The organism is Janthinobacterium aestuarii (assembly GCF_051380835.1).
GTDB lineage: Bacteria > Pseudomonadota > Gammaproteobacteria > Burkholderiales > Burkholderiaceae_D > Janthinobacterium > Janthinobacterium aestuarii.
Genome location: NZ_JBNYXU010000008.1, coordinates 244,254 through 265,304, shown reverse-complemented (window position 1 = coordinate 265,304; position 21,051 = coordinate 244,254). Strand labels below are relative to the sequence as shown.

Sequence of the window (21,051 nt, the reverse complement as noted above, 5' to 3'; positions counted from 1 at the left end):
CGGTGGGTCGGACCGGTCGGGGTAGGTCGGGTTAGCCCGCCAGGGCGTAACCCGACACCACCGCACACGTCTAAGAAGGTTGTCGGATTACGCGGCGTTCCGCCGCTAATCCGACCTACGCTCAGCCTGCTTTATGGTGCGCACCATGACCACGATGGTAGCCGCGCATTCCACCATCTTTGCCGCCAGGCACGCTGTCGTCAAACACTTTCTTTTGTTCCGGCGTCAGCACGGCGTAGAACGTTTTCAGCGAGGCCAGGCGGCTTTCCTGGTCGGCGATGCGTTCCTTCGACATGGCGATCCATTGTTCCATACGTTCCGGCGCCGACAGCTTGGCCATCGCTTCGCGCTTGGCTTTCCAGTCGCCCATCGGCTTTTTCGGTGCGTTGGCGGCCGTGAACGTGGCCCAGGCCGGTTCCTGGGCGGCCGTCAGCTTCAGCTTGTCGTGCAGGCGGGCCTGGTACTTGGCCATGCGTTCGGCGGGATTGGCTCCGCGGTGCTGGCCGCGCTGGCCTTCATGTTGCATCTTGGTGCTGGCGGCAGGCGCGCTGGCGGCCGCTTCCTGGGCGTGAACGGTCAGCGATGCCGCACCCATGCCGAGTACGCTCATGGCGATGATCAAATTCTTGCGTAAAATCTTCATTGAGGCGTTCATCTGGATTCCTTTGTAAAGTGAGGGATGTACATGTTGCTGCACATGAATCCATGTTGGACGCGCCATGTTTCCCCGAAGTGTCCGCTGCCAGACAGTTTGTATCTATATGTTTCTTCGGGTCTTCTATATACAAGACGATACAAATGCGTTGTGCAAGGCCGGGGGAAGTGGGGATAATTCGTACCATGGAACCCACTTCTACAATTCTCATCGTCGACGACGACCGCGATATCCGCAGCTTGCTGGCGGACTACCTGGAAACGAACGCCTACCGCACCCTGGGCGCGGCAGATGGCACGGCCATGTGGAAAATCCTCGATGAAACGCGGCCCGATTTGATCGTGCTCGACTTGAACCTGCCCGGCGACGACGGCCTGACTTTGTGTCGCAAGCTGCGCGCGCAGTCAACCGTGCCGGTGATCATGCTGACGGCGCGCAATGAGCCGCTGGACCGCATCCTGGGCCTGGAAATGGGCGCCGACGATTACTTGCCGAAGCCGTTCGAGCCGCGCGAACTGCTGGCGCGCATACGCAGCGTGCTGCGCCGCAGTCATGCCATGCCATCGAACGTGCCGTCGGACAAGGCGCAGCAAATCCGCTTTTCCGGCTGGACCCTGGACTTGACGGCGCGCCACCTGCTCAATCCCAGCGGTTTGGTGATCATGTTGTCGGGTGCGGAATTCCGCCTGCTGCGCGTGTTCCTCGAGCACCCGAACCGCGTGCTCAACCGCGACCAGCTGCTGAACCTGACGCAGGGCCGCGACGCCGACCCGTTCGACCGCTCGATCGATATCCAGATCAGCCGTTTGCGGCAAAAGCTCGGTGAAGATGCCCGCTTGCCGCAAATCATCAAGACCGTGCGCAACGGCGGCTACGTGCTGGCCGGCCAGGTCAATGTGGAGCCGCACGCGTGAAGGCCTTCCTGGGCTCGATGACGGGCAGAGTTTTCGTGTTTTTGCTGATCGGCATCGTCGCTTCGGCCGCGCTGACGCAGTGGCTGGCCGTGGGCGAACGCCAGCGCGCCATCGAGCAATACCGCGACTACCACGCCGTGGAACGGGCCGAGCAGCTGGTGATGGCGGCCGACGTGGTGCCGCTGGCCTCGCGCGCCGCTTATCTGAAAGTGGCCAACAAGGGCAGCGTGCGCCTGGAATTGCGTCCCGATGTCGAGCATGTACCGGGCAAGCCGACGGAATTTTCCACCGCCCTGCAAGCCAAACTGGGCGAGGGATTCAAGGTCAGCGCGCTGGCCGAACGCCCGGCCGCCTGTATCGAGCCGCGCAAATCACCGGGCATGTTTGCCGCCAAGCCATGGGGCGGCACCTGCGAAAACCTCGACGTGCGCATGCAGGATGGCCACGTGCTGCGCCTGATGGTCTTGCCGCCGCGCCAGCAGCCGCCATTCAATGAACATAACGACTGGATGACCTTGCTGCCTTTCCTGATCAGCATCGCCATTCTCGCCTACCTGGTCACGCGCATGACCATGCGCCCGCTCAAGCAGCTGGCGCAGGCGGCGAAAGACCTGGGCAACGACATCAACCATCCACCGCTGACCCTGTCGGGCGCCAGCGAGATCCGCCAGGCCAGCGCCGCCTTCAATGCCATGCAGGCGCGTATCCGCCAGCATATTTCCCAGCGAACACAGATGCTGGCCGCCATCACGCACGACTTGCAAACGCCGCTCACGCGCTTGCGCTTGCGCCTGGAAAAAGTGGCCGATACGGAATTGTATGACCGCCTCGTGGGCGACCTGTCGGCCATGCAAAGCATGGTCAAGGAAGGGCTGGACCTGGCCCGCTCGATGGACAGCACGGAAGCGATGCAGGCGCTCGATCTCGATTCCCTGTTGGACAGCGTCTGCTCCGACGCGGCCGATGCCGGCCAGAAAGTCACCCTCAGTGGACAGGCGGGCATGGCCTTGATGGCGCGCCCGATCGCCATGCGGCGCTGCCTGGTGAACCTGATCGACAATGCCGTCAAATATGGCCAGTACGCGCAGGTGACCGTCGAGCGCATCCCCGGTGCCGCGCGCATCCGCATCCGCGATGGCGGGCCGGGTATTGCGCCAGATCAGCTGGCCAAGGTGTTCGAACCGTTTTACCGTATCGAGACGTCGCGTTCGCGCGAGTCGGGCGGCACGGGCCTGGGCCTGACCATCGCGCGCAATATCGCCGAGCAGCACGGCGCCACGGTTTTGCTGTCCAATCACGTCGACGGTGGACTGGAAGTCACCCTCATCGTGCCAGAGTATTACGCAGGAAAGTGAGCATTTCCGTGCGACAATATTGTGCTTTATGCCTCCTGGCAACTACTACATTCAACCTGCAGCCCTGCGCTGCGACAGCGTGACAGAACAATGAAAAAGACTAGTCTGGCAATCCTCGTGGGTGCGGCCCTGTGTATCGGTGGCGGCATCTGGTATTTCACTCATCCGTCCGGCGCGCCGACCGGTGGGCAGGATGGCAAAGGGGGCAAGGGCGGACAGGCGCCGACGACGGTGAGCGTGGTCGCGCCTGTGCGCCAGGATGTGCCGATGGTGCTGCAAGCCAATGGCAGCGTGATGCCGATCAGCAGCGTCGACTTGCACCCGCAGACGACCAGCACGATTAGCAAGGTGCATATCCGCGAAGGCCAGTTCGTCAAGCAGGGCGAGCTGATGTTTACGCTGGACGCGCGCAGCGAGCATGCGAATGTCGACAAGGCGCAGGCGCAAGTCTTGCGCGACCGCGCCTCGGTACAGGATTTCGAGCGCCAGCTCAAGCGTAACCAGGATTTGCTGAGCAAGAATTTCATCGCCCAGGGCGCCGTCGACACCCTGCAAAGCCAGCTCGACGCGGCACGCGCCTTGCTGGCCGCCGACCAGGCCGCCTTGCGCGCCGCCCAGGTCGACTCCAGCTACACCGTCCTGCGCGCGCCGCAGAGCGGCCGTGTGGGCGCCATCAATGTCTACGCGGGCAGCCTGGTGCAGCCGATCACGTCGCTGACCAGCATCACCCAGCTCGACCCGATCGACGTGTCGTTCACCTTGCCGGAAAGCAGCCTGTCCGGCTTGCTGGCGGCACAAAAGGCGGGCGAGGTGCCTGTCACGGCGCTGCTGTCCGACGCGGGCGGCAAGCAGCTCGATGGCAAACTGAACTTTATTGATAATGCCGTCGATCCCGCCACGGGCGTGATCAGGATCAAGGCCCGCTTCAATAATGGCGGCACCGACCTGTGGCCAGGCCAGTATGTGAATACGCAGCTGACCGTGCGCACCCTCAAGGATGCGCTGGTGATTCCGCAAAACGCCATCATCACGAGTACCGCCGGCACCTTCGTGTATTCGATGGAGGCGGACAACACGGCCAAGATGCGCAAGGTGACGCGCGTGTATGCATTCGGACCGAGCGCCGTCGTCACCGGCCTGGCGGGCGATGAAAAGGTCATCGTCGACGGCAAGCAGAACTTGCGTCCAGGTAGCAAGGTGCGCCTGGTGGAAAAACACAAGGCTGCCGATGGCGCCGCCGCACCGCAGGGCAAGCCAGCATGAACCTGTCCGAACTGAGCATCCGCCGCCCCGTCATGGTGGTGCTGCTGTCCCTGAGCATTATCCTGGCCGGCGTGCTGGCTTACCTGCAAATTCCCGTGGCGGCCTTGCCGAGCTACAACACGCCCGTCATCAACGTGAGCGCCGACCTGGCCGGTGCCAGCCCGGAAACCATGGCGTCGTCTGTGGCCTTGCCACTGGAGAAACAATTCTCCACCATTTCCGGCCTGAGCCTGATTACCTCCACGAGTACGCTGGGCAATACCTCGCTGACCCTGGAGTTTGACGCCAGCATCAATGTCAACGAGGCGGCCGTCGACGTGCAGGCGGCGCTGCTGCGCGCGCAGCGCCAGTTGCCGACGGAAATGACGGACTTGCCGTCCTACCGCAAGGTCAATCCGGCTGATGCACCGGTCCTCTTCATTCAGATGACGTCGCCATCGCTGAACTTGTCAGACCTCAACGATTATGCGGAAAACCTGATCGCGCCCAGCTTGTCGACCTTGCCTGGCGTGGCCCAGGTCATCGTCAATGGCCAGAAGCGCTTTGCCGTGCGCGTGCGCGCCCGTGCCGACTTGATGAATGCGCGCAACCTGACGATGGACGAGCTGGCCACCGCCTTGCGTACCTCGAACACGAATTCCCCGCTGGGCATCCTTGACGGCCCCAGCCAGACCCTGACCATCCAGGGCAATCCGCAAATGATGAAAGCGGCCGATTTTGCCGAACTGATCGTCGCCAGCCGCAACGGCCAGCCCGTGCGCCTGAAAGACGTGGCCGAGGTGGAAGACAGCTTTCAATCGATCAAGTCCGTCGGCAGTTTCAATGGCGAGCGCTCGATCAGCCTGATGGTGCAGCGCCAACCGGACGCCAACACCGTGCAAGTGGTCGATGGCGTGCGCCGTTTGCTGCCGGGGTTCAAGGAGCAATTGCCGCAGTCGATACAGATCAGCCTGGTCAACGACCGTTCGTTGTCGATCCGCGAAGCCATCCACGACGTGAATTTGACCTTGGCCCTGACGGTGGTACTGGTGGTGCTGGTGATCTTCTTGTTCCTGCACCGCGCGGCCGCCACCTTCATTCCCGCCGTCACCATGCCGATTTCCCTGCTCGGCGCGCTGGCCCTGCTGTACTGGCTCGGCTACAGCCTCGACAACGTTTCCCTGTTGGGCATTACCCTGGCCGTGGGCCTCGTCGTCGACGATGCCATCGTGGTGCTGGAAAACATCGTGCGCCATATCGAGATGGGCAAGAAACCGATACGCGCGGCCCTCGAAGGGGCGAAAGAGATGGGCTTTACCATCATCTCGATTTCCGTCTCGCTGGTGGCCGTGTTTATTCCCATCTTCTTCATGCCGGGCGTGATCGGCTTGCTGTTCCATGAATTCGCCGTTGTCGTCTCGCTGGCCGTGCTGGTGTCGGCCGTCGTGTCGCTGACCCTGGTGCCGATGCTGGCCAGCCGCTTCCTGCCGGCCGACTCGCGCGAGCACAATGACAGCGATCCCAGTCATGGCGAGAAAACCTTTATCGGCCGCCATTTCGAAGCGGGTTTTACGGCATTGCGCAACGGCTATGTGCATCTGCTCGACAAGGCCCTGGCGCACCGCAACGTGGTGCTGTTCGTTGCCGTGTGCACCTTTGCGCTGACGGTGCTGCTGTACGCGACCATTCCGAAAGGATTCTTCCCCGAGGAAGACCTGGGCCAGATCCAGGTGAATACGGAAGCGTCGGAAGACATCTCATCTGCGGCGCTGCAGGATTTGCAGGCGCGCGTGGCGGCCGTGCTCAAGGCGGACCCCAGCGTACAGGACGTGACGTCGTTCGTCGGCGGCGGCAACACGGGCCGCATGTTCATGGTCTTGAAACCGCGCAGCGAGCGGCCGAAAATGCCCGTGGTGCTGGAAAACCTGCGCCGCGCGGCGGGCACCGTGCCGGGCATGGCCGTGTATTTCCGGCCCGTGCAAAACTTGCAGCTGGGCGGACGCCAGAGCAAGAGCCGCTACCAGTACACCCTGCAAAGCGTCAGTCCCGACGCCTTGAATGACTGGGCGGAAAAGTTTATCGCCGGCATGCGCACGGATCCCGCCTTCCGCGACGTCACCAGCGATTCGCAGATCAAGGGCTTGCAGGCCTCGCTTCGAATCGACCGCGACAAGGCCAATCTGCTGGGCGTGCAAATGTCCGATATCCGCACGGCCTTGTACAGCGCCTTTGGCGAGCGGCAAGTGTCGACCATCTATTCGTCGGCAGCCAGCTATTACGTGATCCTGGAAGCGGCCACGGCCGACCGCCAGTATGACGATGCGCTCACGCGCGTGTCCGTGCGCAGCAAGACGGGCGAACTGGTGAAACTGTCGAGTATTGCTTATGTGGAACGCACGATCGGGCCCACGTCCGTCAACCACCAGGGGCAGTTGCAGGCCGTCACCATTGCCTTCAACCTGGCGCCGGACGTGCCGCTGGGCATCGCCACGGGCAAGATCGACGCGATGGCCAAGGACATGAGCTTGCCGGCTTCCATCATCACGCGCTATGGTGGCGACGCGGCCGTGTTCCAGAGCTCGCAATCGAGTCAGATCATCCTCATCATTGCCGCGCTGGTCGTGATCTATGTGCTGCTCGGCGTGCTGTATGAAAGCTATATCCACCCGCTGACCATCCTGGCCGGCTTGCCATCGGCGGCCGTGGGCGCGCTGCTGACTCTGCGCCTGTTCGGCATGGACCTGACCATGATCGCCATCATCGGTATCCTGATGCTGATCGGCATCGTCAAGAAAAACGCCATCATGATGATCGACTTCGCCCTGCATGCGCAGCGCAACGAAGGCATGAGCCCACCTGAGGCCATCCGCCAGGCGTGCATTTTGCGTTTCCGCCCCATCATGATGACGACGGCGGCAGCCCTGATGGGCGCCTTGCCGATCGCCCTGGGCCTGGGCGCCGGCGCCGAGCTGCGCCAGCCGCTGGGCCTGGCCGTGGTCGGCGGATTACTGTTCTCGCAAGTGATTACCCTGTTCATCACCCCCGTCATCTATTTGTTCCTGGACAAGTACAGCGGCACGGGGCCGATGACGGACGAGCAACTGGTGGCGCTCGACAACAAGGCTTGAGTACTTGAGCACTTGCGTGACCCGTGACCGGCGTCCCCTTCCTGCGTGAATGGGGCGCCGGTTTTGTATGGGCAGTGATACATACGGTAACAACCGTCAAGGGAGGGCTCGGGTACTCTGGTCAGCGCTGCAAGGAATGTCGCTATCCTGTACGCTTCGGGTTGGAAAGGCCGAGGAAGTGTTCCCAAAAGCAAGGGACTCTGGCACTATGGCTGCCCTGTAATGTTATTTCTTCGCTACACAGAAAGCACGATTCATTTTGCATGACACGACCCATTTGTTGGCTGCCGATTCCGATGTTTGCCCCACCTGCGGGCAAATGATCCAGCCACCACCGGCCTACGGGTCCAAGACCAGCACGACGCGCAAGGTGGCGCTCGGCGTGTCCGTCTTGCTGCACGTGCTGCTGGCGGCGTATGTTCTGTTGCGCAGCGACAAGATCGAAAAGATTCCGCCGCCGAAGAAGGAAAGCGCGATGGTCTACATCGCGCCGCTGAAAGACAAGCCGCAACCGAAGCCGCAACCGAAGCCCACGCCGAAACCGAAGGACACGAAAGTGGCCAAGGTGAAACCGCCGCCGGCCCCGAGCAAGCGCGTGGTGACAAAAGACGTGCCGCGCGACAAGCCGAAACTGGAAACCTACACGCCGCCGCTGGTATCGAAAGTGCCGTTGCCGCCGCCGCCGGCTGAAGACATGAGCTCGATGATCGAGCAGCGCCGCAAGCAGCGCGAGGCGCAGAACCCCACGCCGCCGGCCGAGGAAAGCGAAAACGACCGTGCCATGCGCGTGGCCAAGGCGAATATCGCCGGCGCCCAGGGACGCAATTCCGGTAGCGACCGCGAGGATTCGGGCGGCGTGTTTTCCATCGTTAACCAGACCTCGTTCAGCGCGGAAGTCAAATTCAAGGGCTGGAATGGCAATTTCAAGCGCAATTGGCTGAAGCAGGAAAAAGTCGAACTGGGCAATGAACCCGATATCGAATCGGCCATCATCAAGAAGATGATCCAGCTGATCCGTGCCGAAAAACCTGGTGATTTCGTGTGGGAATCCCGGCGCCTGGGACGTAACGTCAACCTCAGCGCCAGAGTGGAAGACACGGCCGAGTTGACGGCGTTCCTGCGCCAGGAATTCTTTTCCGAGAAGCGCTCAGGGCCGGGACGGCGCTAGACATTAGATATTCGCTGCAATAAAAAAAGGCTGCGCCGTGTGAACGGGCAGCCTTTTTTTACGCAGCGTTGATCTCGATCAAGCCGGTTTGTCGGTTCCCGCTTCCGGCTCGACATCGTCTTCCATCTCGATCAGTTCGACCATCTGGGCCGCGCCGTCTTCGCTGATGCCGGCCAGTTCCATGATCTTGTCGTTGGCTTCGTCGATGCCGACTCGTTTCAAGGCGGAGAACAATTGCACGGTGAACGGGAAGCCGACACCGTCTTCATCCACGTAGCTGTCGAGCTTGGCTTTCGCCTGGCGCAAGGCATTCACCGATTCGTTGCGGTTCAGCTTATCGACTTTCGTCAGGATGCAGTGGATCGGCTTGCCCGTCGGGGCGAACCATTCCAGCATCTGGATGTCCAGATCGGTGAACGGGCGGCGCGAATCCATGATCAGGATCAAACCGGCCAATTGTTCGCGGCGCTGCACGTAGTCGCCCAGCAGGCGCTGCCAGTGCAATTTGGCCGAGCCTGATACTTCCGCATAGCCGTAGCCCGGCAAGTCGACCAGCAGGCATTCGATCTCTTCGACGATGGTGGCATCCTTGCGGTGCTGCGCCACGTGGGCGCCGCCGATGGAGAAGTAGTTGATGTGCTGGGTACGGCCAGGTGTCTTGGAGGCGAACGCCAAGCCTTTCTGATTACACAAGATGTTGATGGCGGTCGATTTACCGGCATTGGAGCGGCCGGCAAAGGCGATTTCCGGCACCGTGGTATCGGGCAGGTCACGCAATTGGTTGACGGTCGTAAAGAAGCGGGCTTGCCAGAGTTTTGACATGGGAGTAGTAAAGCAACAAAAGGGAGCGATAAGGGAGCGATAACGCCAAGAAGCTATTGTACAATAAGGGGTTGTTTATTGTTGCCGGCGTAGCAGCGATGCGGCTTGCGGCCCTGAAAATAAAGCAAAAATCCACAGGGCGCGGCAATGTCCACCACTAATTTCTCACTGTCTCAGGGTGCCTGAATGAATCGTGCGTTTTCACCGTTGTTCAAATCCATGCTGCTCGCTTTGCTGGCTGTATCGGCAACTGCCTCCGCGGTCGAAGCACCGAAACCGGCCATCAAGGCTGACGCTGCCAAGGGCGCTACCCTGTACGCCGATGGCGATGCGGCGCGCGGCTTGCCTGCCTGCGTCTCCTGCCATGGCGCGGCCGGCAATTCGACCATCGCGGTCAATCCGAAGCTGGCCGGCCAGCACGAAAGCTATATCTACAAGCAATTGGTCGATTTCACGACGCCGCAGCGCAACCAGCCCGTCATGACGACGTACGCGAAGATGCTCAGCGACGCCGACAAGAAGAATATCGCCGCCTACCTGGGCGCGCAGCTGTCCAAGCCGGGCGCCGCGAAAAACAAGGACACGATCGACCTGGGCAAGAAAATCTACCGTGGCGGCATTGCCTCCAAGCAAGTTGCCGCCTGCGCCAGCTGTCATGGCGCGACGGGCAATGGCATTCCCGTCCAGTATCCGCGCATCGCCGGCCAGCACCAGGATTACACGGTGGCCCAGCTGACGCTGTTCCGCAGCACCAAGGCCGATGCCCGCAAGAACAGTGCGGAAATGCACACTATCGCCGCCCGCATGTCGGATGACGAGATCGCCGCCGTGGCCGACTATATCGCCGGCCTGAAGTAAGTTTTCATAGTGGCAAGAGATTGCCAGGCGCACCAGCGCGCGTGAACAAGGGCGGCCATCTCAACGGGCTGCCCTTTTTCATGGCAGGGACCAAACAGGAGTATGCTGCCGCCTTGCGCGGAGAAACTATCTGCTCCATGCCTACATTTTCTTGAAGATTGCATATCCCGTATGAGTATCCACGTATGAGCACAGGCACGACCGGAATCGAGTTAAAGACCCAACGCCGCAGCCTGGCTGAGTTCGTCGAGCTGGTCTCGTCGATGCGCTTTGCCATCAGCCTGCTGACCCTGATCGCCGTCGCATCGATCATCGGCACCGTGCTCAAGCAAAACGAGCCCATGCCCAATTATGTGAACCAGTTCGGTCCGTTCTGGTTCGCCGTTTTCGACAAGCTGAGCCTGTATTCCGTGTATTCGGCCTGGTGGTTCCTCGTGATCATGGGTTTCCTCGTCGCCTCGACCTCGCTGTGCATCGTGCGCAATGCGCCGAAGATGCTGAAGGATATGCGCAGCTGGCGCGAAACCGTGCGCGAGCAATCGTTGCGCAATTTCCACCACAAGCTGGAATGGCAGGCGCCGCTGCCGCGCGCCGTGCTGGCCCAGCAGATGGTGATGCGCCTGAAAGACGCCGGCTATGCGGCCAAGGTGGTCGAGAAGGACAACGCCACCCTGGTGGCGGCCAAGCGGGGCGCGGCCAATAAATGGGGCTATATCTTTGCCCACGGCGCCATCGTCATCATCTGCGTGGGCGGCTTGCTCGATTCGGAAATGCCGATCCGCGTACAGCAATGGTTCTTTGGCAAGACGCCATTTGCCGGCAGCGGCGTGATCGCCGACATTCCCGCGCAGCACCGTTTGAGCCTGTCGAATCCCACTTTCCGCGGCAATACCATGATTCCGGAAGGCTCGTCGAGCAACACGGCCATCATTCCCCAGGCCGATGGCGTGCTGATCCAGGATTTGCCCATCACCATCCTGCTGAAAAAATTCCACATCGATTTCTACAGCACGGGCATGCCCAAGCTGTTCGCCAGCGATGTGGTCGTCACCGATCATGAAACAGGGAAAAGTTTCCCAGCAACCATTAAAGTCAACCAGCCGCTGCTGTACAAGGGCCTGGCCCTGTACCAGTCCAGCTTTGAAGATGGTGGCAGCAAGCTCAAGTTGACGGGTTTTCCCATGACGGGCAAGACGACGAAACGCTTCGATATCGGCGGCGAAGTGGGCGGCAGCACGCCGCTCGAGCGCAGCGATGGCAATTCCTACACGGTGGAATGGTCGGGTTTCCGCCCGTTCAACGTGGAAAACCTCAGCGCGGGCCAGGATGTGCGCGCCGTCAGCAAGGCGGAAAGTTTCAACGAGAAGTTCTCCGTCGGCCTGGACAAGCGCCTCGGCTCGGCCGCGAAGAACGCGAATAACAAGGATCTCAAGAACGTCGGTCCCTCGGTGCAATACAAATTGCGCGACAAGACGGGCCAGGCGCGCGAGTACCAGAACTATATGCAGCCGGTTGCCGTCGATGGCACGACGGTGTTCCTGGCCGGCATGCGCGTTAACCCCAGCGACCCGTTCAGCTATCTGCGCATTCCCGCCGATGACAATTACAGCGTGAACGAATGGATGCGCTTGCGTGCCGCGCTGCAAGATCCGGAACTGCGCCAACAGGCGGCCACGCGCTATGCGGCGCGCGCCATGCCGCAGGCGGGCGCGGAAGCCTTGCGCGGCCAGTTGCAGGAATCGGCCGCGAAAAGCCTGGGCATCTTTGCCGGCAATGGACAAGAGGGCGGTTTCCTCGCCATCTCACGTTTCCTGGAGAAAATTCCTGCCGCCGAGCAAGAAAAAGCGGCCGATATCTTCATGAAAATCTTGAATGGCAGCCTGTGGGACTTGTGGCAGGCGGCGCGTGCCCAGGATGGCTTGAAAGCCATCGAGGCCGATGACAAGCACGGCCGCTTCCTGCAACTGGCCACGAATGCGCTGTCCGACAGCTTCTTCTATGGCGCGCCCGTGTATCTGCAGCTCGACGACTTTACGGAAATCAAGGCGTCCGTGCTGCAAGTGACGCGTTCGCCGGGCAAGAGCGTGGTCTACCTCGGTTGTCTGTTCCTCGTGATCGGCGTATTTTCCATGTTCTATATCCGCGAGCGCCGCCTGTGGGTGTGGATCAAGGATGGCGAGGGCGGCAGCGAAGCCTTGATGGCCATGAGCACGCAACGCAAGACCCTGGATTTTGAAAAAGAATTTGAGAACTTGAAGGCAAAGCTGCCGCAATCGGCGTAAGCTGCGCTGAGTTGGATTAGCTGAGTTTCGGAACGCTGCAGCGCCGCCGGGAATGGAGAAAATGATGGAATTGGCAAACAAGCAAATATATACGCAGGAACCAGGATTTTTCAAGCGCCTGAGCCTGATCGATTGGCTGTACGGGGCCGGCTTGCTGGCCGCCTCCCTGTTCGGCCTGATGCGTTTTGGCGAATTCATGGATATCTACGAAAAAGCCATCCTGCTGGCCGCGGCGCCCACGTTCGCGTGGCTGGGCTGGTACTGGAAGCCCGTGCGCTGGCTGATCCCCGTGGCGGCCGTGCTGTCGCTGTTCGCCATCGAGCTGTACGCCGGCCACCTGGAGATGGCGAACCAGAAATTCTTCCTGAAATACATCTTGTCGAGCCAGTCCGCCATCCTGTGGATGGGTACGCTTTTCGTGCTGTCGACCCTGTTCTACTGGATCGGCCTGGTGGCGCGCTCGGAATTCGGCTCGTCCGTCGGTTCCCTGCTGTGCTGGGCCGGCGTCGTGCTGGGCCTGACGGGCATGCTGGTACGCTGGTATGAGTCTTACCTGATCGGCGCCGACGTGGGCCACATCCCCGTATCGAACCTGTATGAAGTGTTCATCCTGTTTTCCCTGATCACGGCCATGTTCTACCTGTATTACGAGCAGCACTACGCGACGCGCCAGCTGGGCGCCTTCGTCATGCTGGTCATTTCGGCGGCCGTCGTGTTCCTGATGTGGTACACGGTCACGCGCGACGCGGCTGAAATCCAGCCGCTGGTGCCGGCCCTGCAAAGCTGGTGGATGAAAATCCACGTGCCGGCCAACTTCATCGGCTACGGCACGTTTGCCCTGTCGGCCATGGTGGCGGCGGCGTACCTGCTCAAGTCGAGCGGCTACCTGGTCGACCGCCTGCCGTCGCTGGAAGTGCTCGACGACGTCATGTACAAGGCTATTTCCGTCGGCTTCGCTTTCTTTACGGTAGCGACCATCCTGGGCGCCCTGTGGGCGGCCGAAGCATGGGGCGGCTACTGGTCGTGGGACCCGAAAGAAACGTGGGCGCTGATCGTCTGGCTCAACTATGCAGCCTGGCTGCACATGCGCCTGATGACGGGCTTGCGCGGCCGCGTCGCCTCGTGGTGGGCGCTGGTGGGCTTGCTGGTGACGACCTTCGCGTTTTTGGGCGTGAACATGTTCCTTTCAGGCCTGCATTCTTACGGTAAACTTTAAAGAGTGCTCGAGAAAAAGCCCATGGCGGCGTTGCCTTGCCTGGTCGTACTATGCGTACTGCCTGCGGCAAGGCGCCTTGCCCTGAACTTTTTTCGGGCACTTTTCTGCATGACAGAAGCGTCATGAACGGCCCGGAAAAACTGGTGTAAGGTATATCCAATCACCTTTTTCCGGAGCCGCCATGTTGATCAAGCGCAGTCCCAACGGCATTGAGTTGCCGTATTCTTCCGAAATCACGCCGCGTGCCGTGTTTGAATCGCGCCGCAGCTTCATCAAGCAAGTGGCGCTGGGCTCCGTGTCCAGTGCGGCCTTGCTGGAAATGGCCAGCCGCGAAGCCTTCGCACAAGGCACGAATCCCAAGCTGGCTGCCAAGCTCAATCCCGCCTATTCGGCGCTGGACAAGCAGACGGCGTATAAAGACGCCACCAGCTACAACAATTTCTACGAATTCGGCACGGACAAGAGCGATCCGGCGCAAAACGCGGGCACCCTGCGCACGCGGCCGTGGACGGTCAGCATCGAAGGCGAAGTCAAGAAGCCGATGACCCTGGACCTCGACGCGCTGCTGAAGCTGGCGCCGCTGGAAGAGCGCGTCTACCGGCTGCGCTGCGTGGAAGGCTGGTCGATGGTCATCCCTTGGGTCGGTTATTCCTTCTCGGAAATCATCAAGAAGGTCGAGCCGACGGGCAATGCCAAGTACGTGGAATTCATCACCCTGGCCGACAAGAAGCAGATGCCGGGCGTGGGCAGCCGCGTGTTGCAGTGGCCCTATACGGAAGGCTTGCGCATTGATGAGGCGAACCATCCGCTGGCGCTGCTGACCCTGGGCATGTATGGCGAAACCTTGCCTAACCAGAACGGCGCGCCCGTGCGCATGGTCTTGCCGTGGAAATATGGTTTCAAGTCAGCCAAATCCATCGTCAAGATCCGTTTCGTCAAGGAACAGCCACGCACGTCCTGGAACCTGTCGGCGCCGTCGGAATACGGTTTTTACTCGAACGTGAATCCGAACGTCGATCATCCGCGCTGGTCGCAAGCTTCCGAGCGGCGTATCGGCGAAGACGGTTTTCTCGCGCGCAAACGCAAAACCCTGATGTTCAATGGCTACAACGATGTCGCTTCCCTGTACGCGGGCATGGATCTGAAGAAGTTCTTTTAAGGAAAGACCAATGGCCCTGAATCCCGCGAGCAGGCAGTTGTCGCTGCTGAAAAGCCTGATCTTTTTGCTGGCGCTGCTGCCGTTTGCACGCATGGTCTGGCTGACGTACACGGGGCAGTTGGTGGAGCCGCTGGAATTCATCACGCGCGGCACGGGCGACTGGACCCTGTATTTCCTGTGCATCAGCCTGGCGGTGACGCCCTTGCGCCGCATCACGCAGTGGAATTGGCTGATCAAGCTGCGGCGCATGCTGGGCCTGTTCGCCTTTTTCTACGCGGCGCTGCATTTCACCACCTTTTTATGGTTCGATCACTTTTTCGATGTGCAGGAAATGTGGAAGGATGTGCTCAAGCGCCCGTTCATCACGGTAGGCTTTATAGCTTTCGTGCTGCTCATTCCGCTGGCCGTGACGAGCACGAACGGCATGGTCAGGCGACTGGGTGGCAAGCGCTGGCAGTGGTTGCACCGGCTGATCTACATCATCGCGCCGCTGGGCATCTTGCACTTTTGGTGGATGAAGGCGGGCAAGAATAATTTCGCGCAACCAATCCTGTTCGGCAGCATCGTCGCGCTACTGCTGTTAATCCGCGTGTTTTTCGCCTGGAACAAGCGAGAGAAAAGCGCCAGGGCGGCCAAGGCTGCCACCCCGGTACGCTCGACTTAGGTTGCCGGCACGATCACCGGTGGCGGCGGCACGGGCGCCGGTTCGACCGGGCCTTTGGCTGGCGCGCCTTTGGCCGCAGGTGGCTTGGGCAGGTACAGGGGGCCGGTCTGGCCGCAGCCGGCCAGGACGCTAGAAACCACAATGGCGGTGCCGATATAAAACGCTGAGGATGACTTCACGATTAGAATCACGGTTTGATTAAGATCTTTGGAGTGTAGCATGAGCGAATCGGAATTCCTGGCCCTGGCCGAAGCCACCCTGACCCAGATCGAGGCGGCGCTGGACCGGCTGAACGATGAAGACGTGCTCGACGTCGAATGCAGCCGCAGCGGCAATGTGCTGGAAATCGAGTTCATCGACAACGGCACGAAAATCATCGTCAACAGCCAGGCCCCCATGCGTGAAATGTGGGTAGCCGCCCGTTCCGGCGGTTTCCATTACAAGCGCGTGGGCGACGAGTGGATCAATACGCGCGACGGCTCGGAACTGTTCGCGGCCCTGTCGGCCATGGCCAGCGAGCAGGCGGGCGCCCCTGTCGTACTGAAGTAATTAGCTCGCCGAAACGTAGGTCGGATTAGCGGCGAAGCCGCGTAATCCGACACCACCCGGGCGCTAACAAGTTGTCGGATTACGCGCTTGCGGCCTCGGCGGCCCCCGCTAATCCGACCTACCCGATTCCCCGAAATTGCCGTCAGAATAACTCGTTCTTCACGGCTTCTTTCGCCTTTTCTTCCTCCGGCGTGCCGCGCGCCGCGCCTTCCAGACTGCCTACGCCCGTGCCCGGTGGATTTTCCGCATAATAGTACTCGTCGCCCACGTGGATCAGGCCTTCCGGCACGGCGCGTTCCTCGACGGGAATGCTTTTCAGAGCTTTCGCCATGTAGCTGATCCAGATCGGCAAGGCCAGGCCGCCACCCGTTTCCCGGTTGCCCAGGTTGCGCGGCTGGTCGTAGCCGATCCAGGCGATACCGACCAGCTTGGCCTGGTAGCCGGCGAACCACGCATCGATGGAATCGTTGGTCGTGCCCGTCTTGCCGGCCAGGTCGGGACGCTTCAAGGCCATGGCTTTATTGGCCGTGCCGAAGCGCACGACGTCGTTGAGCATGCTGTTCATCATGAAGGCATTGCGCTCGTCGATGACCCGGTTGGCTTCCTCGCCCGCCAGGTCCGGCTTGGCTTGCGACAAGACGTTGCCGTCGCTATCGGTGACCTTGGCGATTAGGTAGGGGTTGATCTTGTAGCCGCCATTGGCGAACACGGCATAGGCACCCGCCATCTGCAACGGCGTCACGTTGCCGGCGCCCAAGGCCAGGGTCAGGTATGGCGGATTCTTGTCCGCGTCGAAGCCGAAGCGCGTCGCGTATTCCTGGCCATATTTGGCACCGATCTTGTGCAGGATGCGGATGGAAATCATGTTTTTCGATTTCATCAAACCCTTGCGCATGGTCATCGGGCCATCGTATTTGCTGTCGTAGTTCTTCGGTTCCCACGCCTGGCCGCCCGTCTGGCCCGCGTCGAACGAGATCGGCGCATCGTTGATGATGGTGGCCGGCGACAGGCCCCGCTCCAGCGACGCGGAATAGATGAAGGGCTTGAAGGCCGAACCGGGCTGGCGCCACGCCTGCGTGACGTGGTTGAACTTGTTGCGGTTGTAATCGAAGCCGCCCACCATGGCGCGGATGGCGCCGTCGGTGGTGCTGGCCGAGACGAACGCCGATTGCACTTCCGGCATCTGCGTCAAGACCCAGGCGTTGCCTTCTTGCATGACGCGGATCACGGCGCCGCGCTTGATGCGACGGTTGGGCGCCGCTTTTTCCGACAGCCAGGCCGCGCCGAAGGTCAGGCCGGGGCCGGTAATGGTGATTTCTTCGCCGGCCGAGGTGACTGCCTGCAACGATTTTGGCGAGGCCTGCAGCACCATGGCGGCGATGATGTCGTCGCTGTCCGGGTGGTCGGCCAGTTCCGTCTCGATCGCGTCATCGGCTTCGGCCTTGGTTTTCGGAATTTCGATATACGCTTCCGGGCCGCGGTAGCCGTGGCGTTTTTCGTAATCCATCACGCCCTTGCGCAAGGCGATGTAGGCGGCGTCCTGGTCGGCCTTGGTGATGGTGGTGTAGACGTTCAGGCCGCGCGTATACGTGTCTTCCTTGAATTGTTCGTAGACGAGCTGGCGCGCCATTTCCGACACGTATTCCGCGTGCACGCCAAAGGCGCTGCTGTCGGTTTTTACTTTCAGCTCTTCATTCTTGGCTTCCGTGTATTGCTCTGGCGTGATGTAGCCCAGCTGCGCCATACGCTGCAGAATGTATTGCTGGCGCATGCGCGCGCGTTTCGGATTGACGACGGGATTGTAGGCCGACGGCGCTTTCGGCAAGCCGGCCAGCATGGCCGCTTCGGCCACGGTCAGGTCCTGGATATTCTTGCCGAAATAGATTTGCGCGGCCGAGGCGAAGCCGTAGGCGCGCTGTCCCAGATAAATCTGGTTCATATACACTTCGAGAATCTGGTCCTTGCTGAGGTTTTTCTCGATCTTCCAGGCCAGCAAGACTTCATACGCCTTGCGTTTCAAGGTTTGTTCGCTGGACAGGAAGAAATTGCGCGCCACCTGCTGCGTGATGGTCGAGGCGCCTTGCTTGGCGCCGCCCGTCAGGTTGTGCAGGGCCGCACGCGTGATGCCCAGGTAATCGACGCCGCCATGCTCATAGAAGCGGTCATCTTCGATGGCCAGCACGGCTTTCTTCATGACATCGGGAATATCCTTGATGTGCACCATGTTGCGGCGCTCTTCGCCGAACTCGCCGATTAGCACGCTGTCGGAAGTGAAAATGCGTAACGGCATTTTCGGCTTGTAATCGGTCAGGGTATCGAGCGCCGGCAGGTTCGGATACGCCATGGCCAGGCCAAAGACCACCAGCAGCACGCCGACGATGCCCAGGCCCAGCAGCGATGCCAGTGCCATCAGCAGGAAACGTTTGGGTTTGCTGCCCTTGGTAGGCGGCTTCGAGCCAGCGGGGCCAGCGGATTTTGAAGATGTCATGCGTCGTATGTCTTTCGGTTAATTATGCCGGCCAATTATAAGCGAGCTTGCCGGGGTGGCAGCGCGCTGTGGCGCTTGCCGGGGCGCAGTCGGAACTTGCCGATACTCTATATAAGCGTGTATTGGCCCGCTGGCAACCAGGATTTGGTAACAATTATCCTGCGCCAGATCACGGCCCCGCCAGATAGGCACCGCGCACCGCAGAGACCAGCGTGAAATCCATTTACAAGCCAGCGCTGCCGGGACTAGGCTTTCGGATGGCAGGACCTCCTCCCACGCTGACTTTTCTCTATGAAAAACATGTCCATCAGCAGTTTTCTTGGCACCGGCTTGCTGGGTGTCGATATGGCGGACGATGCCGTGCGCGTGGTCGAGTTGGGACGCCGACGGGGGAAACTGTCGTGCCGGCATTGCGGCAGCGCCGCGCTGGCCGCAGGAGAGATGCTTGAAGGCAATGTCGAAGATCTGCAGGGCCTGGCCGATGCCGTGCGCCAGGCATGCCGCGACAGTGGCAGCACCTGCACGCACGTGGCGTTGGCCATGCCGGCCACGGCCCTGATCACGCATGCGATCCGCCTGCCTGCCGGATTGCCGGAGGAACAGCTGGAAATCCTCGTGGAACTGGAAGCGGCGCAATACATGCCGTTTGCGCTGGAAGACGCCAGTCTGGATTTTGTCATGCTCGGGCCCGCGCCGCCGCTTGTCGGCCAGACCGGCAGCGAGATCGACGTGCTGCTGGTGGCGGCGCGGCGCGCCAGCGTGCAGCGCCGTCTCGATGCGGCCAAGGCGGCCGGGTTGACGCCCGTCATCATGGATAGCGAGGCGCTGGCCTTGCAGGCGGCGCTCGCGCAGGGCGGCTGGCAAGCCTTGTCCGACGGTGGCGTGGCGTACCAGTTGGCCTGGGGCCTGGCCATGCACCGGTACGCCCGATGAAGACCGTGGCGGAAGTGCCGCGTATCAACCTTTTGCCATATCGCCAGGCGGCGCGCCGCAGGCGCATTCAGTGGCTGCTGTGGCAACTGGCCGGCGGGGCGCTGCTGGGATTGCTGCTGGCCCTGGCGGCGGGTGCCTGGCTGCAGCAGCAGCTCGACGCGCAGCTACGCCGCCAGGACGGTTGGCACCATCGCATGCAGCAAGTCAATGCCATCCTCGCCGCGGGCAAGCGGGTGCAGGGCGAGACGGCGGCGCTGCTGCAGCGCCAGCAGGCCATTGCCAGTTTGCAAGAGCAACGCCATGCCTGGGTGCGCATGCTGGCGGCCCTGGCCCGGGCGATGCCGGCCGGTGTCGCCTTGCACAGTGTGCGCCAGGAAACGGTGATGGTGCGGCTGCAAGGGCAGGCCGTGTCGCAGGAAAAGGTCGCGGCATTGTTGCTGGCGCTCGAACAGGCCGCGCCCTGGTCCCGCCCGGAAGTGCTGGAAGTGCGCGGCGCGGCCGATGGCGCCGTGGAATGGACGATACGGCTGGCTTTGGCACCCGCTGGACAATCTTAGTCGTGGAGGTTGATCATGCTGAGCTTGAAGACCGCGTCGCTGTGGCCGCTACCGGTGCGCCTCGCTTGCGCCGCCCTGGCCGGTGCGCTGGTGGCTGCGCTGCTGCACGTTGTGTGGCTCGATGGCTTGATGGCCGCCGTGCAGGTGGCGCAAGGCGAGGAGGGGCGCTTGCGCACCGATTATCTGGCGGCGCAGGCCAGGGCGAGCCAGTTGCCGCAGTGGCGCGCGCAGCAGCGCCAGGCCGGCGCCGAGCTGGCCCTGCTGGAACAGCAATTGCCCGACCAGCAAGCGATGGCGGCACTGTTGACGGACATTAACGCCGCAGGCCAGGCGCGCGGTCTGCAATTTTCCCTGTTCAAGCCCGGTGCTGCGCGGCCGCAAGCGCCCTATGTCGCCTTGCCGATCGCCATACAGTTGCGTGGCGGCTACCACGCCATGGGCGCGCTGCTGGCGGACCTGGCGCGTTTGCCGCGCATCGTCACAGTGCATGCGCTGGCCCTGACCCTTGGCAAGGATCGCTTGCTGACCCTCGATGCCGTGTTGCAAGCGTATCGCTTGCCCGAAGCGGGGGAGCTGGCGGCGCAAGCGGCATTGCCGCCCAAGGCGGGCGCGCCCGCAGTGATATCAACTTGGCGTCCGCTTGCCGCTGTCGCGCCGCACCCCTACGAAGCCGCTGCCCTGGCCGATCCATTTAATGCCTTGCCGCCGGTGTCCGTGTCCGGTCAGCAGGGCGGCGTGGCGGGGCCTGACCTGCGGCGGATGCGCGAGCCGCTGGAAAGCGTGGCCTTGCCGGCCATCAGCATGGTCGGCAGCGTGCAACAGGATGGGCGTCTGAGCGCATTGCTGCTGGCGGGCCATCGCGTGTACCGGGTGGCGGTGGGCCAGTATCTGGGGCCGGACCACGGCCAGGTCACGCAAATCAGCGAACAGGCGCTGCAGTACAAGGAGTTGCTGCAGGACGGGGGAGGCGGGTGGCGCGAGCGGCGCGGCAGCCTGGCCTTGCAAGTGGCGGGTGCGAAGGTCGGCCTGCCCGAGGCGGCGCCATGAGGCCGCACCGCATG

Annotated in this window: 18 protein-coding genes; 14 read left to right on the top strand and 4 right to left on the bottom strand. The window is 61.5% G+C overall.

Annotated elements, in window-relative coordinates; translation table 11 throughout:
• Nucleotides 1-121 precede the first annotated feature (121 nt).
• Entirely contained in the window at nt 122-655 is a 534-nt protein-coding gene (locus ACQ4WO_RS21340; RefSeq protein WP_436483172.1) for a Spy/CpxP family protein refolding chaperone, read from the bottom strand.
• A gap of 185 nt (nt 656-840) precedes the next feature.
• Here ACQ4WO_RS21340 and ACQ4WO_RS21335 point away from each other — a divergent pair, with 185 nt between their 5' ends.
• The 5 genes from ACQ4WO_RS21335 (at nt 841) to ACQ4WO_RS21315 (ending at nt 8,462) form a co-directional block, all read left to right on the top strand.
• Nucleotides 841-1,569 carry a response regulator gene (locus ACQ4WO_RS21335; protein ID WP_034753223.1) on the top strand — a complete coding sequence of 243 codons (729 nt, stop codon included), beginning with the start codon at nt 841-843 and terminating at the stop codon, nt 1,567-1,569.
• On the top strand, nt 1,566-2,924 hold the full coding sequence (locus ACQ4WO_RS21330) for an ATP-binding protein (protein WP_436483171.1): 1,359 nt from the start codon (nt 1,566-1,568) through the stop codon (nt 2,922-2,924). Before ACQ4WO_RS21335 ends, ACQ4WO_RS21330 begins: the two co-directional genes overlap by 4 nt.
• A gap of 90 nt (nt 2,925-3,014) precedes the next feature.
• Nucleotides 3,015-4,187, top strand: a complete 1,173-nt coding sequence (locus ACQ4WO_RS21325; RefSeq protein ID WP_436483170.1) for an efflux RND transporter periplasmic adaptor subunit — start codon at nt 3,015-3,017, stop codon at nt 4,185-4,187.
• Entirely contained in the window at nt 4,184-7,294 is a 3,111-nt protein-coding gene (locus tag ACQ4WO_RS21320; RefSeq protein WP_436483169.1) for an efflux RND transporter permease subunit, read from the top strand. Before ACQ4WO_RS21325 ends, ACQ4WO_RS21320 begins: the two co-directional genes overlap by 4 nt.
• A 319-nt stretch (nt 7,295-7,613) precedes the next feature.
• On the top strand, nt 7,614-8,462 hold the full coding sequence (locus ACQ4WO_RS21315) for a hypothetical protein (RefSeq protein ID WP_436483168.1): 849 nt from the start codon (nt 7,614-7,616) through the stop codon (nt 8,460-8,462).
• A 78-nt stretch (nt 8,463-8,540) separates the two neighbouring features.
• Here the strand turns inward: ACQ4WO_RS21315 and yihA are convergent, their stop codons facing one another.
• Nucleotides 8,541-9,284 (bottom strand): ribosome biogenesis GTP-binding protein YihA/YsxC, encoded by a 744-nt coding sequence (gene yihA / locus ACQ4WO_RS21310; protein ID WP_034753234.1) that lies wholly within the window; start codon nt 9,282-9,284, stop codon nt 8,541-8,543.
• A 186-nt stretch (nt 9,285-9,470) separates the two neighbouring features.
• Here yihA and ACQ4WO_RS21305 point away from each other — a divergent pair, with 186 nt between their 5' ends.
• The 5 genes from ACQ4WO_RS21305 to msrQ all read left to right on the top strand — a co-directional run bounded on the left by ACQ4WO_RS21305 (nt 9,471) and on the right by msrQ (nt 15,463).
• Nucleotides 9,471-10,142 (top strand): c-type cytochrome, encoded by a 672-nt coding sequence (locus tag ACQ4WO_RS21305; RefSeq protein ID WP_128141082.1) that lies wholly within the window; start codon nt 9,471-9,473, stop codon nt 10,140-10,142.
• 185 nt (nt 10,143-10,327) lie between these two features.
• A complete protein-coding gene (locus ACQ4WO_RS21300) occupies nt 10,328-12,424 on the top strand; it encodes a cytochrome c biogenesis protein ResB (RefSeq protein ID WP_436483167.1) in 2,097 nt (698 codons plus the stop codon).
• 64 nt (nt 12,425-12,488) lie between these two features.
• Nucleotides 12,489-13,640, top strand: a complete 1,152-nt coding sequence (gene ccsB, locus ACQ4WO_RS21295) for a c-type cytochrome biogenesis protein CcsB (protein ID WP_070305283.1) — start codon at nt 12,489-12,491, stop codon at nt 13,638-13,640.
• Nucleotides 13,641-13,821: 181 nt separating this feature from the next.
• Complete coding sequence (msrP, locus tag ACQ4WO_RS21290; RefSeq protein ID WP_034753241.1) at nt 13,822-14,799, top strand: protein-methionine-sulfoxide reductase catalytic subunit MsrP; 978 nt, start codon at nt 13,822-13,824, stop codon at nt 14,797-14,799.
• Between the two features lie 10 nt (nt 14,800-14,809).
• On the top strand, nt 14,810-15,463 hold the full coding sequence (gene msrQ, locus ACQ4WO_RS21285; protein WP_436483166.1) for a protein-methionine-sulfoxide reductase heme-binding subunit MsrQ: 654 nt from the start codon (nt 14,810-14,812) through the stop codon (nt 15,461-15,463).
• On the opposite strand, the gene lptM is transcribed toward msrQ, so the two are convergent.
• Nucleotides 15,460-15,642, bottom strand: a complete 183-nt coding sequence (gene lptM / locus ACQ4WO_RS21280; RefSeq protein ID WP_034753244.1) for an LPS translocon maturation chaperone LptM — start codon at nt 15,640-15,642, stop codon at nt 15,460-15,462. The genes msrQ and lptM overlap by 4 nt on opposite strands.
• 40 nt (nt 15,643-15,682) lie before the next feature.
• On the opposite strand from lptM, the gene cyaY reads away from it, so the two are divergent.
• Nucleotides 15,683-16,012, top strand: a complete 330-nt coding sequence (gene cyaY / locus ACQ4WO_RS21275) for an iron donor protein CyaY (RefSeq protein WP_035824041.1) — start codon at nt 15,683-15,685, stop codon at nt 16,010-16,012.
• A gap of 142 nt (nt 16,013-16,154) precedes the next feature.
• Here the strand turns inward: cyaY and ACQ4WO_RS21270 are convergent, their stop codons facing one another.
• Nucleotides 16,155-18,500, bottom strand: coding sequence for a penicillin-binding protein 1A (locus ACQ4WO_RS21270; RefSeq protein ID WP_436483165.1), 2,346 nt, complete (start codon nt 18,498-18,500; stop codon nt 16,155-16,157).
• Between the two features lie 300 nt (nt 18,501-18,800).
• Here ACQ4WO_RS21270 and pilM point away from each other — a divergent pair, with 300 nt between their 5' ends.
• The 3 genes from pilM to ACQ4WO_RS21255 are packed head-to-tail and all read left to right on the top strand — an operon-like array spanning nt 18,801 to nt 21,037.
• Nucleotides 18,801-19,433 (top strand): pilus assembly protein PilM, encoded by a 633-nt coding sequence (pilM, locus tag ACQ4WO_RS21265; RefSeq protein ID WP_436483164.1) that lies wholly within the window; start codon nt 18,801-18,803, stop codon nt 19,431-19,433.
• Nucleotides 19,430-19,990 carry a PilN domain-containing protein gene (locus ACQ4WO_RS21260; protein ID WP_436483163.1) on the top strand — a complete coding sequence of 187 codons (561 nt, stop codon included), beginning with the start codon at nt 19,430-19,432 and terminating at the stop codon, nt 19,988-19,990. The genes pilM and ACQ4WO_RS21260 overlap by 4 nt, the downstream gene beginning before the upstream one ends.
• A 15-nt stretch (nt 19,991-20,005) precedes the next feature.
• Nucleotides 20,006-21,037 (top strand): pilus assembly protein PilP, encoded by a 1,032-nt coding sequence (locus tag ACQ4WO_RS21255; protein WP_436483162.1) that lies wholly within the window; start codon nt 20,006-20,008, stop codon nt 21,035-21,037.
• Nucleotides 21,038-21,051: the final 14 nt, after the last annotated feature.

What these genes read in the sequence shown, in the direction of transcription:
- ACQ4WO_RS21300 (WP_436483167.1), top strand. Translation starts at nt 10,328, where the DNA reads ATGAGCACAGGCACGACCGGAATCGAGTTAAAGACCCAACGCCGCAGC.
- ACQ4WO_RS21340 (WP_436483172.1), bottom strand. Translation starts at nt 655, where the DNA reads ATGAACGCCTCAATGAAGATTTTACGCAAGAATTTGATCATCGCCATG.
- ccsB (WP_070305283.1), top strand. Translation starts at nt 12,489, where the DNA reads ATGGAATTGGCAAACAAGCAAATATATACGCAGGAACCAGGATTTTTC.
- ACQ4WO_RS21260 (WP_436483163.1), top strand. Translation starts at nt 19,430, where the DNA reads ATGAAGACCGTGGCGGAAGTGCCGCGTATCAACCTTTTGCCATATCGC.
- yihA (WP_034753234.1), bottom strand. Translation starts at nt 9,284, where the DNA reads ATGTCAAAACTCTGGCAAGCCCGCTTCTTTACGACCGTCAACCAATTG.
- ACQ4WO_RS21305 (WP_128141082.1), top strand. Translation starts at nt 9,471, where the DNA reads ATGAATCGTGCGTTTTCACCGTTGTTCAAATCCATGCTGCTCGCTTTG.
- ACQ4WO_RS21315 (WP_436483168.1), top strand. Translation starts at nt 7,614, where the DNA reads ATGATCCAGCCACCACCGGCCTACGGGTCCAAGACCAGCACGACGCGC.
- ACQ4WO_RS21325 (WP_436483170.1), top strand. Translation starts at nt 3,015, where the DNA reads ATGAAAAAGACTAGTCTGGCAATCCTCGTGGGTGCGGCCCTGTGTATC.
- ACQ4WO_RS21320 (WP_436483169.1), top strand. Translation starts at nt 4,184, where the DNA reads ATGAACCTGTCCGAACTGAGCATCCGCCGCCCCGTCATGGTGGTGCTG.
- ACQ4WO_RS21270 (WP_436483165.1), bottom strand. Translation starts at nt 18,500, where the DNA reads ATGACATCTTCAAAATCCGCTGGCCCCGCTGGCTCGAAGCCGCCTACC.
- ACQ4WO_RS21255 (WP_436483162.1), top strand. Translation starts at nt 20,006, where the DNA reads ATGCTGAGCTTGAAGACCGCGTCGCTGTGGCCGCTACCGGTGCGCCTC.
- msrQ (WP_436483166.1), top strand. Translation starts at nt 14,810, where the DNA reads ATGGCCCTGAATCCCGCGAGCAGGCAGTTGTCGCTGCTGAAAAGCCTG.
- pilM (WP_436483164.1), top strand. Translation starts at nt 18,801, where the DNA reads ATGTCCATCAGCAGTTTTCTTGGCACCGGCTTGCTGGGTGTCGATATG.
- cyaY (WP_035824041.1), top strand. Translation starts at nt 15,683, where the DNA reads ATGAGCGAATCGGAATTCCTGGCCCTGGCCGAAGCCACCCTGACCCAG.
- msrP (WP_034753241.1), top strand. Translation starts at nt 13,822, where the DNA reads ATGTTGATCAAGCGCAGTCCCAACGGCATTGAGTTGCCGTATTCTTCC.
- ACQ4WO_RS21335 (WP_034753223.1), top strand. Translation starts at nt 841, where the DNA reads ATGGAACCCACTTCTACAATTCTCATCGTCGACGACGACCGCGATATC.